This window comes from Streptomyces sp. NPDC092045 (genome assembly GCF_044756005.1).
Taxonomy (GTDB): domain Bacteria; phylum Actinomycetota; class Actinomycetes; order Streptomycetales; family Streptomycetaceae; genus Streptomyces.
Genome location: NZ_JBIVSC010000005.1, coordinates 151,020 through 163,020, shown reverse-complemented (window position 1 = coordinate 163,020; position 12,001 = coordinate 151,020). Strand labels below are relative to the sequence as shown.

11 protein-coding genes are annotated in these 12,001 nt (G+C 73.7%); 6 read left to right on the top strand and 5 right to left on the bottom strand.

The window, feature by feature from the left end; translation table 11 throughout:
- Window positions 1-90: 90 nt before the first annotated feature.
- The 3 genes from ACIQKA_RS16560 to ACIQKA_RS16550 form a co-directional block, all read right to left on the bottom strand.
- Complete coding sequence (locus ACIQKA_RS16560) at window positions 91-1,086, bottom strand: phosphotransferase (RefSeq protein ID WP_402541485.1); 996 nt, start codon at window positions 1,084-1,086, stop codon at window positions 91-93.
- A gap of 180 nt (window positions 1,087-1,266) precedes the next feature.
- The gene (locus ACIQKA_RS16555) at window positions 1,267-1,719 is read right to left on the bottom strand and encodes a pyridoxamine 5'-phosphate oxidase family protein (RefSeq protein WP_383151638.1); all 453 of its coding nucleotides are present in this window, start codon (window positions 1,717-1,719) and stop codon (window positions 1,267-1,269) included.
- 85 nt (window positions 1,720-1,804) lie between these two features.
- Window positions 1,805-2,464 carry a response regulator gene (locus ACIQKA_RS16550; protein WP_383151637.1) on the bottom strand — a complete coding sequence of 220 codons (660 nt, stop codon included), beginning with the start codon at window positions 2,462-2,464 and terminating at the stop codon, window positions 1,805-1,807.
- 342 nt (window positions 2,465-2,806) lie between these two features.
- Between ACIQKA_RS16550 and pdhA the strand changes: the two genes are divergently transcribed.
- The 5 genes from pdhA (at window position 2,807) to ACIQKA_RS16525 (ending at window position 8,525) form a co-directional block, all read left to right on the top strand.
- The gene (gene pdhA / locus ACIQKA_RS16545) at window positions 2,807-4,000 is read left to right on the top strand and encodes a pyruvate dehydrogenase (acetyl-transferring) E1 component subunit alpha (protein WP_383151636.1); all 1,194 of its coding nucleotides are present in this window, start codon (window positions 2,807-2,809) and stop codon (window positions 3,998-4,000) included.
- Between the two features lie 2 nt (window positions 4,001-4,002).
- On the top strand, window positions 4,003-4,983 hold the full coding sequence (locus ACIQKA_RS16540) for an alpha-ketoacid dehydrogenase subunit beta (RefSeq protein ID WP_383151635.1): 981 nt from the start codon (window positions 4,003-4,005) through the stop codon (window positions 4,981-4,983).
- A gap of 31 nt (window positions 4,984-5,014) precedes the next feature.
- Window positions 5,015-6,409: a dihydrolipoamide acetyltransferase family protein gene (locus tag ACIQKA_RS16535; RefSeq protein ID WP_402541484.1), complete on the top strand. Its 1,395-nt coding sequence runs from the start codon at window positions 5,015-5,017 to the stop codon at window positions 6,407-6,409.
- Between the two features lie 161 nt (window positions 6,410-6,570).
- On the top strand, window positions 6,571-7,212 hold the full coding sequence (locus tag ACIQKA_RS16530; protein ID WP_383432746.1) for a GntR family transcriptional regulator: 642 nt from the start codon (window positions 6,571-6,573) through the stop codon (window positions 7,210-7,212).
- On the top strand, window positions 7,209-8,525 hold the full coding sequence (locus ACIQKA_RS16525; RefSeq protein ID WP_383151633.1) for a nitrate/nitrite transporter: 1,317 nt from the start codon (window positions 7,209-7,211) through the stop codon (window positions 8,523-8,525). The genes ACIQKA_RS16530 and ACIQKA_RS16525 overlap by 4 nt, the downstream gene beginning before the upstream one ends.
- Before the next feature lie 12 nt (window positions 8,526-8,537).
- On the opposite strand, the gene ACIQKA_RS16520 is transcribed toward ACIQKA_RS16525, so the two are convergent.
- Window positions 8,538-9,365 (bottom strand): maleylpyruvate isomerase family mycothiol-dependent enzyme, encoded by an 828-nt coding sequence (locus ACIQKA_RS16520; protein WP_383151632.1) that lies wholly within the window; start codon window positions 9,363-9,365, stop codon window positions 8,538-8,540.
- A gap of 155 nt (window positions 9,366-9,520) precedes the next feature.
- Between ACIQKA_RS16520 and ACIQKA_RS16515 the strand changes: the two genes are divergently transcribed.
- Window positions 9,521-10,333: a carbon-nitrogen family hydrolase gene (locus tag ACIQKA_RS16515; RefSeq protein ID WP_402541348.1), complete on the top strand. Its 813-nt coding sequence runs from the start codon at window positions 9,521-9,523 to the stop codon at window positions 10,331-10,333.
- Window positions 10,334-10,376: 43 nt separating this feature from the next.
- Here ACIQKA_RS16515 and ACIQKA_RS16510 read toward each other — a convergent pair whose 3' ends face one another.
- A complete protein-coding gene (locus tag ACIQKA_RS16510) occupies window positions 10,377-11,960 on the bottom strand; it encodes a PLP-dependent aminotransferase family protein (protein ID WP_402541346.1) in 1,584 nt (527 codons plus the stop codon).
- Window positions 11,961-12,001 lie beyond the last annotated feature (41 nt).

Sequence of the window (12,001 nt, the reverse complement as noted above, 5' to 3'; positions counted from 1 at the left end):
GGCCGGCGGACCGGCACGGACGGGACCGGCGAGAGCGCCGGGCCCACCTCCACGAGGACCTCCGGGGCCCGGTCGGCGCGGGCGCCGGGCTCACCCCGCGAAGGCCTCCCGCACCACCTCGTACTCGCGGGTCCACCAGACAGCCAGGGCCGACACCGCGGGGAACTGCGCGTCGGCCCGCCGGTCGTGCAGCTGGTAGCGCCAGCGCAGGGTCCAGAAGTCGTTGAGCCGCTCCCACCACACCCGGTGCGCCGCCGCCGCCAGCTCGGCGCCGTCGGCGCCCGTCGCCCGCCGGTACGCGCGCGCGTAGGCCCGCACCTTCCCCAGGGCCAGCTCGCCCCCCGGCCGCACGAAGAAGATGGCGGCGGCCCTGACCGCCTCCTCGGCCCTCGGGCGGAGCCCGAGCCGGTCCCAGTCGACGATCGCGGCGTGCTTCGTGCCCCGGTAGAGCAGGTTCAGCGGGTGGAAGTCGCCGTGCACCCAGCCGGCGGCCGAGGCGGCCGGGGGCCGGTGGTGGGCGTGCTGGGCGAGCAGCCCGCGGCGCTCCCTGAGCCGGTGCTCGGCGAGCGCGTCGAAGCTGTCGCGGGGCCGGTGCGCGCGGACGAGCCGGATCAGCTCGTCGATGGCCCGGAAGGTGTCCTGGGGGTCCGCGCTCGCGCACGCCTCCGCGTCCGTCCCGCCGGGGCCCCCGGGCCCCGGCGGGTCCATCACCCGGTCGAGCGCGGTGTGGACCTGCCCGAGGAGGGTGCCGAGACGGCGGCAGCCGCCGGTGGAGAGCTGGCCGCCGTGCCGGTGGCGCCCCTCGACCCAGGGGTGCAGGGCGTAGCAGTGGCCGCCGACGACGGCGACCGTACGGCCCCGGACGTCGGCGAGCGGCGGGGCGACGGGCAGGCCGAGGGCGTGCAGCCGCTGGGTCGCGCGGTGCTGGCGGGCGACCGTGGCCCGGTCGGCGGTGGCGGCGTCCAGATGCTGCTTGAGGAAGTAGGTGCCGCGGGTGGTGGTGAGGCGGAAACCGCGGTTGAGCAGCCCCTCGGTGACCGGCACGCAGGCCAGCGGCTCCCCGGCATGCCGGTGCCGGCGCAGCAGGACGTCGACGGGCGGGGCGCCGACGGGCCGGACGCCGGCCGGCGCGACGCCCGCGGGCCGGAGCGGCCGGACGCCGACGGGCCGGGGCGGCGGTGCGGCGGCCGGGCGGGCGGGCGGTGGCGGCGCGCCGGTCGGCGGGGAGAGGGTTTCAGATGAGCGCGGCACCCGCCAGATGTTAGATCACGCTACGTGGTGAAGGTGTCGCCGTACGGAACGGGCCGTCGGCAGGGTCTCCGGGGCCTCGCTCGCGTAGTCGAGCGCGTGCACCGTCACGAACTGCGGTTCGATCCGCAGGTAGACCGGGACGAAGGGCTCGCCGTCCACCAGCTCCGGTTCCGGACCGAAGGCCGCGCACTCCTCCCCGGTCGGTTCGACGACCCTCGCGGTGCCGCAGAACTGCACGGACCAGACGTGCTCGGCCCCCGTGCCGAAGTTGTCCGCCCCGTACGCGACGACGCCGCCGTTGCAGGCGCGGTGGTAGCCGAGCCCCTCGTGCATCCGGAGCAGGACCCGGCCGTCCACCACGACGTGGCGGGCGGGGGCGACGAAGGGCAACGCCCGCATGCTCGTCGCCACCCGGCCGCACGACACGCGGTTCAGCAGCTCGATGGCGCGGATCTCGTCGGTGGACATGTCTTCCACTCTCCGTCACCACCGGGTGTCCGAAAAGGGGCCCCCGCCCCCTCGGGGCGGGACGTAGGTCCCGAAGCGGACCGGTTCAGCGCCTCTCGGCCTGCCTCCGCGCCACGTACGCCGCCGCCTGCGAACGCCGCTCCATGCCCAGCTTCGACAGCAGGCTGGAGACGTAGTTCTTGATGGTCTTCTCCGCGAGGTGGAGCCGCTCGCCGATGGCCCGGTTGGTCATGCCCTCGCCGATCAGGTCCAGGATCCTGCGCTCCTGGTCCGTCAGGGCGGCGAGCTTGTCGTCGCCCTTGGGGGTGTTCCCGTCGCGCAGCCGCTCCAGGACCCGGGCGGTCGCCACCGGGTCGAGCAGCGACTTGCCGGCCGCCACGTCCCGCACCGCGTTCAGGAGTTCGTTCCCCCGGATGGCCTTGAGGACGTAGCCCGAGGCCCCGGCCATGATCGCGTCGAAGAGGGCCTCGTCGTCCGCGAACGAGGTCAGCATCAGGCACTTGACGTCCTCGTCCCGGGAACGGACCTCCCGGCACACCTCGACGCCGCTGCCGTCCGGGAGCCGCACGTCGAGCACCGCGACGTCCGGACGGGACGCGGGGATCCTGACCAGCGCGTCCGCCGCCGTGCCGGCCTCGCCGACCACCTCGATGTCGTCCTCCACGGAGAGCAGCTCGTGGACGCCGCGCCGGACGACTTCGTGGTCGTCCAGCAGAAATACCCGGATTTTTCCTTCTTCGCGCACCCGGTCAGTCTCACATATTGGCTCTTCCCGCGCCCGGGGTGCGCGGGATAACGTGCCGCTTGTTCCGGTAGCCCTCCAGGCCGTTGCCGACGCGCTGACCAGCCGCTGTTCCCACTTTTCTCGATTTACTTGGAAATCCAAGCAAAATCGCAGGTCAAGAAGGGTTTCGCGGGAATGCGGCGCTGTGGGTAACGTGCCTATGACAGGGCGCTCGCCGGGGCACTTGTCACGCCCGACCCCGGCCGCGTCGCACCCACCCCGTGCGAAGGGTACGGATAAGGCGGAGAGCCGCACTGGCCTCACCGGCGAACCCGGGGGCCGGACCGACGGAGGAGCACGCACGTGACCGTGGAGAGCACTGCCGCGCGCAAGACGACGCGACGCAGCAGCGGCACCAAGCGCACCGCAAGCGCGAGCCAGAGCACCACCGAGAAGACGAGCACGCGCGCCGCGGCGGGAGCGACGGAGCCCGAGCTCGTCCAACTCCTGACGCCCGCGGGGGAGCGCGTCCAGCACCCCGACTACGACATCGACCTGAGCGCCGAGGAGCTGCGCGGCCTCTACCGCGACATGGTCCTCACCCGTCGCTTCGACTCCGAGGCCACCTCCCTCCAGCGCCAGGGCGAGCTGGGCCTGTGGGCCTCGCTGCTCGGCCAGGAGGCCGCCCAGATCGGTTCGGGCCGCGCCCTGCGGGACGACGACTACGTCTTCCCGACCTACCGCGAGCACGGCGTCGCCTGGTGCCGCGGGGTCGACCCGACGAACCTCCTCGGCATGTTCCGCGGCGTGAACAACGGCGGCTGGGACCCCAACAGCAACAACTTCCACCTGTACACGATCGTCCTCGGCTCGCAGACCCTGCACGCCACCGGCTACGCGATGGGCATCACCAAGGACGGCGCGGACTCCGCCGTGATCGCCTACTTCGGCGACGGCGCCTCCAGCCAGGGCGACGTCAACGAGTCGTTCGTCTTCTCCGCGGTCTACAACGCCCCGGTCGTCTTCTTCTGCCAGAACAACCAGTGGGCCATCTCCGAGCCCATCGAGAAGCAGACCCGCGTCCCGCTCTACCAGCGCGCCCAGGGCTTCGGCTTCCCCGGCGTCCGGGTCGACGGCAACGACGTCCTGGCCTGCCTCGCGGTCACCCGCTCCGCCCTGGAGCGCGCCCGCCGCGGCGAGGGCCCGACGCTCGTCGAGGCGTTCACCTACCGGATGGCCGCCCACACCACCTCCGACGACCCGACCCGCTACCGCCGCGACGCGGAGCGCGAGGAGTGGGAGGCCAAGGACCCGATCCTGCGCCTCAAGGTCTACCTGGAGAACGAGGGCCACGCCGACGCGGCCTTCTTCGAGGAGCTGGAGGCGGAGAGCGAGACCCTCGGCAAGCACGTCCGCGAGGTCGTCCGCGCCATGCCCGTGCCGGAGCACATGGCGATGTTCGACAACGTGTACGCGGACGGGCACGCGCTCGTCGACGAGGAGCGCGCGCAGTTCGCCGCCTACCAGGCGTCCTTCGCGAACGGAGAGGCCGAGTAATCATGGCTGTTCAGAAGCTTCCCCTCGCGAAGGCGCTCAACGAGTCGCTGCGCACGGCCCTGGAGACCGACCCCAAGGTCGTCGTCATGGGTCTGGACGTCGGCAAGCTCGGCGGCGTCTTCCGGATCACCGACGGCCTCCAGAAGGACTTCGGCGAGGACCGGGTCGTCGACACCCCGCTCGCCGAGTCCGGCATCGTGGGCACCGCGATCGGCCTCGCGCTGCGCGGCTACCGGCCGGTCGTGGAGATCCAGTTCGACGGCTTCGTCTTCCCCGCGTACGACCAGATCGTCACGCAGCTCGCGAAGATGCGGGCCCGCTCGCTCGGCGCGGTGAAGGTGCCGGTCGTCATCCGCATCCCGTACGGCGGCGGCATCGGTGCCGTCGAGCACCACTCCGAGTCCCCCGAGTCGCTCTTCGCGCACGTCGCGGGCCTCAAGGTGGTCACCCCGGCGACCCCCTCCGACGCCTACTGGATGCTCCAGCAGGCGATCCAGAGCGACGACCCGGTCGTCTTCTTCGAGCCCAAGCGCCGCTACTGGGACAAGGGCGAGGTCGACACCGAGGCCATCCCCGGCGAGCTGCACAAGGCCCGGGTCGCCCGAGAGGGCACGGACCTCACCCTCCTCGCCTACGGCCCGATGGTGAAGACCTGTCTGGAGGCGGCCGCGGCCGCCGCCGAGGAGGGCCGGTCGATCGAGGTCGTGGACCTGCGCTCGATCTCCCCGATCGACTTCGACACCGTCCAGGCCTCGGTCGAGAAGACCCGCCGCCTGGTCGTCGTCCACGAGGCCCCGGTGTTCTTCGGCGCGGGCGCGGAGATCGCCGCCCGCATCACCGAGCGCTGCTTCTACCACCTGGAGGCCCCCGTCCTGCGGGTCGGCGGCTACCACGCGCCGTACCCGCCGGCGCGCTTGGAGGAGGAGTACCTGCCGGGTCTCGACCGCGTGCTCGACGCCGTCGACCGCTCGCTGGCGTACTGAGGAGAGCACCGTGACGATCCGCGAATTCAAGATGCCCGACGTGGGCGAGGGCCTCACCGAGGCCGAGATCCTCAAGTGGTACGTCCAGCCCGGTGACACCGTCACCGACGGACAGGTCGTGTGCGAGGTCGAGACGGCGAAGGCGGCCGTCGAGCTGCCGAGCCCGTTCGACGGCACGGTCCACGAGCTGTGCTTCCCCGAGGGCACGACGGTCGACGTCGGCCAGGTCATCATCTCGGTGAACGTCGGCGGCGACGCGCCCCCCGCCCCGGCGGCCCCGGTGACCGAGTCCGTCGCGGCCCAGGCCGTACCGGCGGAGCCGGTGGCCGAGGAGGAGGAGCCGCAGGGCCGCCAGCCGGTCCTCGTCGGCTACGGCGTGGCCGCCAGCTCCACCAAGCGCCGCCCCCGCAAGGCGGCCGGGGACGCGGCCCCGGCCGCTCCCGCGCGGCAGGCGCCCGCCGTCTCCGTGCCCGAGCAGCTCAACGGGCACGCGTCGGGGGCCGGCCGGCCGCTGGCCAAGCCGCCGGTCCGGAAGCTCGCCAAGGACCTCGGCGTCGACCTGACGACGGTCGTCCCGACCGGTCCGGACGGCATCATCACCCGCGAGGACGTCCACGCGGCCGCCGCCCCGGCGCCCGCGCCGGCCGTCGAGGCCCCGGCCGCGGCTCCGGCCCCGGCTCCCGCCGCGGTCCCGGCCGCAGCGCCCGCCGCGGAGACGTCCGGCGCCCGGGAGACCCGCGTCCCGATCAAGGGCGTGCGGAAGGCCACGGCGGCGGCGATGGTCGGCTCGGCCTTCACCGCCCCGCACGTCACCGAGTTCGTGACCTTCGACATCACGCGCACGATGAAGCTGGTCGAGGAGCTCAAGACCGACAAGGACATGGCGGGCCTGCGGGTCAACCCGCTGCTCCTCATCGCCAAGGCGGTCCTGGTCGCGGTCCGGCGCAACCCGGAGATCAACGCGGCCTGGGACGAGGCGGCGCAGGAGATCGTCCTCAAGCACTACGTGAACCTGGGCATCGCCGCGGCCACTCCGCGTGGTCTGATCGTGCCGAACATCAAGGACGCGCACGCCCAGACCCTGCCCGAGCTCTCGAAGTCCCTGAGCGAGCTGGTCGCCACGGCCCGCGAGGGGAAGACGACCCCGGCGGCGATGCAGGGCGGCACCTTCACCATCACCAACGTCGGCGTCTTCGGCGTCGACACCGGTACGCCCATCCTCAACCCCGGCGAGTCCGCGATCCTCGCGGTCGGCGCGATCAAGCTCCAGCCGTGGGTCCACAAGGGCAAGGTGAAGCCGCGTCAGGTCACCACCCTGGCCCTCTCCTTCGACCACCGCCTGGTCGACGGCGAGCTGGGCTCCAGGTTCCTGGCGGACGTCGCCGCGGTCCTGGAGCAGCCGAAGCGGTTGATCACCTGGGCGTGACGCCCGGCGGGATGGGCCGGGCCCGACTCCCGGCGTGATCGCCCGGGCGCAACGCCCGAGCCGCGTGGTTTCACGTGAAACCGGCGAAAACGCCCACAAGGCCCCGTCCACGATGTGGACGGGGCCCTCTGTTGCACCCCTGTTGTATCTATGCTGTACGCATGCCTTCAGCTCCCCCCGCCGCCGACCGCGTCTACATGCACGTCAAGCAGGCCGTACTCGACCGGCGCTACGAAGGGGGCACCCTCCTGACCGAGGGCGAACTCGCCACGGCCGTGGGGGTGTCGCGGACCCCCGTCCGCGAGGCGCTGCTCAAACTGGAGATGGAAGGGCTGCTCAAGCTCTACCCGAAGAAGGGCGCCCTCGTCCTCGCCGTCTCCGCGCAGGAGATCGCCGACGTCGTCGAGACCCGGCTCCTCGTCGAGGAGTTCGCCGTCCGCCGGGCCGTGCCCGCCCCCGCCGCCCTGATCGCCCGCCTCGAAGAGCTCCTGGAGGAGCAGAAGCGGCGGGCCCACGCCGGGGACCTCGCGGAGGTCGCCGTCACCGACCGCTGCTTCCACGCCGAGATCGTCCAGCACGCCGGCAACCAGATCCTCGCCCGGCTCTACGACCAGCTCCGCGACCGCCAACTGCGCATGGGCGTCGCCGTGATGCAGTCCCAGCCCGACCGCGTCGCCAAGAACATCACCGAACACGCCGAGATCCTCGACCGCATCAAGGCCGGCGACGCCGAGGGCGCCGCGCACTGCGTCCGCCAGCACCTCAGCTGGGTCAAGGTCCTGGTCCGGGGTGAGGACCGGTGAGCAACCGCAACGGATACGGCTCCGCCGTCACCCTGCCCGGAGACCCGCCCGGCGGCCGCCGCGCCGCCCTCGTCTGGGGCGTCGGCGTCGCCGTCTACTTCGTCGCCGTCATCTTCCGCACCTCGCTCGGCGTCGCCGGACTCGACGCCGCCGACCGCTTCGACATCAACGCCTCCGCGCTCTCCACCTTCTCCATACTCCAACTGCTCGTCTACGCCGGCATGCAGATACCCGTCGGCCTCATGGTCGACCGGCTCGGCACCAAGAAGGTCCTGGTCCTCGGCGTCGTCCTCTTCACCGCCGGCCAGCTCGGCTTCGCCCTCTCCCCGTCGTACGGCACGGCCCTCGCCTCCCGCGCGCTCCTGGGCTGCGGCGACGCCATGACCTTCATCAGCGTCCTGCGGCTCGGCAGCCGCTGGTTCCCCGCCCGGCGCGGCCCGCTCATCGGCCAGGTCGCCGCCCTCTTCGGCATGGCCGGGAACCTGGTCTCCACCGTCTTCGTCGCCCGCGCCCTGCACGGCCTCGGCTGGACCACCACCTTCGTCGGCAGCTCCTTCGCCGGCGTCCTCGTCCTCGTCCTGCTGCTGCTCTTCCTCAAGGACCACCCCGAGGGCCACGAGCCCCGGCCCGCCGCACACGCGGGCGCGGCCTACGTCCGCCGCCAGATCGCCGAGTCCTGGCGCGAGCCCGGCACCCGGCTCGGCATGTGGGTGCACTTCACCACCCAGTTCCCGGCCATGGTGTTCCTGCTCCTGTGGGGACTGCCGTACCTCGTCGAGGCGCAGGGCCTGTCGCGCTCCACCGCCGGGACGCTGCTCACCCTGGTCGTGCTCTCGAACATGGTCGTCGGCCTCGCGTACGGGCAGATCATCGCCCGCCACCACGCGGCCCGGGCCCCGCTCGCCCTCGGCACGGTCGCGGCCACCGCCCTGCTGTGGGGGACCACCCTCGCGTACCCCGGCGACCACGCCCCGATGTGGCTGCTCGTCACCCTCTGCCTGGTCCTCGGGGCCTGCGGGCCCGCCTCGATGATCGGCTTCGACTTCGCCCGCCCCGCGAACCCGCCGGAGCGTCAGGGAACCGCCTCCGGCATCGTCAACATGGGTGGTTTCGTCGCCTCGATGACGACGCTCCTCGCCGTCGGCGTGCTGCTCGACGCGACCGGCGACGACTACCGGATCGCGTTCTCCTCGGTCTTCGTCCTCGAAGCCCTCGGCGTCGTGCAGATCCTGCGCCTCAAGGCCCGCACCCACCGCAGGGAACGCGAACGGCTCGTCGCCAGCCGCGTGGAGGCCGTGCACGTACCCGCCTGACCCGGAGGGGGACTACCGGGGCGTCACCGCGAAGTTGTCGAGGATCGCCCGCGCCAGCCGCTCGTCGCCCTCCACCTTGACCCGGTCGGCCACGTCGGCCGCCCGGACCCGGCCGCAGGCCAGCCGCACGTACGTCTCCCAGTCCGTCGCGAGCGACACCGCCGGGCCGAGCGAGGGCGCGCCGTCGATCGAACCGCGCCCCTCCGCGTCCACCCGCACCGTCCGCAGGAACTCCACCGGACCGGTCACGTCGAGCACCACCGCCGAGGGGGCCGGCGCGCCCGCGTCCTTGGCGACCACCTTCGGCAGCGCCTCCAGGAGCACGTCCCGCGCCACCTGCGCCCCGGGCGAGTCCAGGTTCCCCGGCACCCCGAGCGCCGCCCGCAGGTCCTGCTCGTGCACCCACACGTCGAAGGCCCGCTCCCGGTAGGCCGCTTCGAGGGTCTGCTCGGCGCCCAGCGGGGCGCGGATCAGGTGCTCGGGGGAGCGGTTCTCGTTGCGGAGCCGCCGGGCCCGGCGGATCAGGACGTACTCCAGCTCCGACGTCATCTCCGGCGCCGTGTGGTGGCGCCGCACGTCGACCTGGACCTCCATGTAGCGCGCGAAGTCGCTGCGCACGTGGTAGAGGTCGCGCGGCAGCGAGTGGATCGGCCGCGGGTCGCCGAGCATCTCCGTCTCCATGCCGATGACGTGCGACACGATGTCCCGCACCGACCAGCCGGGGCACGGAGTCGGCCGGTTCCACTCGCCCTCCACGAGCGGCTGCACCAGCTCGGCTATCGCCTCGACGGAGTGCGTCCAGGCGTCGGCGTGGTTCTGGAGGCTGGGATGGACGGTCACGGGACCCCTCGGCGGTTCTTCGGTGCGCGGGCTGAAAACACGACTGGGTGGGAGGCTCGGACGCTAAGTTACGCTGCCCGAAGGCACCCCGGCAGTGCTTTCGTGTGACGATCGTAGGCCGGTGTTGACGGCTCGAATGCCAGGACGGTGGTACTGTGCGCGCCTCGCTGATCCAGATCGCGGTAGACCCGGACGAACCGGTCGACGCCCGCCGCGCCCGCGCGGCACGTCTCGTACGGGAGGAATCCGGCCGCGCCGACCTGGTCGTCCTCCCCGAGCTGTGGACCGTCGGCGCCTTCGCGTCCGACCTCTTCGCCGCCGGGTCCGAGCCGCTGAACGGCCCCACGCACCGGGCGATGGCCGGGGCCGCCCGGGACGCCGGGGTCTGGCTGCACGCCGGCTCCTTCGTCGAGACGGAGGCCGGCGCCCTCTACAACACCTCGCTCGTCCTCTCCCCCGACGGCGAACTCGCCGCCTCCTACCGGAAGATCCACCGCTTCGGCTTCGACCAGGGCGAGGCGGTCCTCATGGCCGCCGGGGAGGACCTGGTCACCGTCGACCTGCCGCACCTCACCGTCGGCGTCGGCACCTGCTACGACCTGCGCTTCCCCGAACTCTTCCGCGGCCTGGTCGACGCGGGCGCCCAGGCCTTCGTCGTCCCGGCCGGCTGGCCCGCCCGCCGCCGCTCCCACTGGACCCTCCTCGCCCGGGCCCGCGCGGTCGAGAACCAGGCGTACGTCCTGGCCTGCGGCACCGCCGGCACCCACGCGGGCGTCGAGCAGGCCGGGCACTCGATCGTCGTCGACCCCTGGGGCGAGGTCCTGGCGGAGGCCGGGCCCGGCGAGGAGGTCCTGCGCGTCGAGCTCGACCCCGGCCGGGTCGCCACGACCCGCGAGGACTTCCCGGCCCTCAAGGACCGGGTCCTGGGCGTCGGGGCGCCGAAGCGGTCGGCGCCGACGCGACCCTAGGGGGTGTCTCCCCGAGGCCCCGGCAGGGCCCGCACCCCGCCCGTCACAGCGTGATCGCGTGCAGGGCCGCCCGCGCCGGCTCCGGCCCCGGGGCGTACTCCGCCCAGGCCGCCGCCAGCCTCCGCACCGCCTCCGTCAGCACCTCCGGGGACGCCAGGAAGTGCAGCCGCAGACGGCGGACGCTGCCGCCGAGGGCGTCGGCGGTGGCGCCGGGCAGGACGGCGACCCCGTGCCGGAGGGCGAGCTGCGCGAAGGAGACGCCGTCGCCGTGGGGGAGCAGCACCCACAGGGTCTGGCCGCCCGTCGCCGGGACGGAGGACCAGGACGGCAGCAGCCGCGCCAGCTCGGCCCGCAGATGGGCGTGGCCCGCCCGGACCGTCCGCGTCCGCGCCGCCAGGACCGGCCCGAAACCGTCCAGGAGCCGGGCCGCCGCCAGCTGGGCCGGAACGTCGCTGCCCAGGTCGTGCAGGGCCTTCAGCCGGGCGAGCCGGGCGATCAGCGGGGCCGGGCCGCGCACCCAGCCGATGCGGATCCCGCCCCACACCACCTTGCTGAGCGATCCGACCGCGACCACCTCCCCGTACGCCGACAGCGGCGTCCACGGCGCCCCGGCGTCGAAGGCCAGGTCGGCGAGGGCCTCGTCGTCGACGAGCGGCACCCCGAGCGCGTTCGCCGCCTCGACGAGCCGCCGCCCGGCGAGCGGCGGGAGCACGGTCCCGGTCGGGTTCTGGAAGCGGGGCACCAGATACGCCAGGGCCGGGCGGTGACGCTCCATCACCCGCACCGCCTCCGCCACGTCGACCCCGTCCGGGCCCACCGCCACCGGCAGCGGCACGGCCGCCGCCTCCCGGAACAGGTCGAGCGCCCCCGGATACGTCGGCGCCTCCACCAGCACCCCGTCCCCGGGCGCGAGCAGCAGCCGCGCGAGCAGCGCCAGCGCCTGCTGGGCGCCGGTGGTCACCAGGACCTGGTCCGGCCCGGTCGGCACGCCCCGCTCCGCGTACCGCGCGGCGACCGCCTCGCGCAGCACCCCGAGCCCGGCCGGGTGGTAGCCGAGGTCCCCGACGGGCAGTTCGAGCGAGCGGTACGCCTCCGCCAGCTCGTCCGGCGCCCGGTCGGGGGCCGCGCAGCTCAGCAGGATCACGTCGTCGGGCGCCTCCAGGAGGTGCAGGAAGAGCGGGTTCGACGTCTCCCGCACCCGGGGCGTCCCCAGGCCCGCCCCCGCCCCCGCCCCCGCCGGCCGGAGCCGCTCCGCCGGCAGCGCGGCCGGAGCCACCCGCGTACCGCTGCCCTGCCGCCGTACGAGCCGCCCCTCCTGCCGCAGCGTGTCGTAGGCCGCGACCACCGTCGTACGGCCCACGGCCAGGGCCGTCGCGAAGCGCCGGTCCGGCGGCAGGAGCGTGCCCGGCGGCAGCACCCCCTCGTCGATCAGCCGCCGCAGCCGGGCGGCGAGCAGCAGGTACAGCGGCCCGCGCCCGGCGGACCAGCGCCCGAGCCGGGCGACCAGGACGTCGGGGGAGGGCGGGGGAAGGGGCCCGGGCGGGAGGGGGAGGCCGGAAGAGGGGGAAGGGGGGAGGGGGAGACCGGAAGAGGAGGAAGGGGGGAGGGAAGGGGGCTCGGCAGGCACGAGCGGATCAATTGGCTCCATCGCCGGACCAATCTCCCGGG

Coding starts and splice junctions, on each gene's coding strand:
- ACIQKA_RS16535 (WP_402541484.1), top strand. CDS start 5,015: ATGCCCGACGTGGGCGAGGGCCTCACCGAGGCCGAGATCCTCAAGTGG.
- ACIQKA_RS16530 (WP_383432746.1), top strand. CDS start 6,571: ATGCCTTCAGCTCCCCCCGCCGCCGACCGCGTCTACATGCACGTCAAG.
- ACIQKA_RS16540 (WP_383151635.1), top strand. CDS start 4,003: ATGGCTGTTCAGAAGCTTCCCCTCGCGAAGGCGCTCAACGAGTCGCTG.
- ACIQKA_RS16555 (WP_383151638.1), bottom strand. CDS start 1,719: ATGTCCACCGACGAGATCCGCGCCATCGAGCTGCTGAACCGCGTGTCG.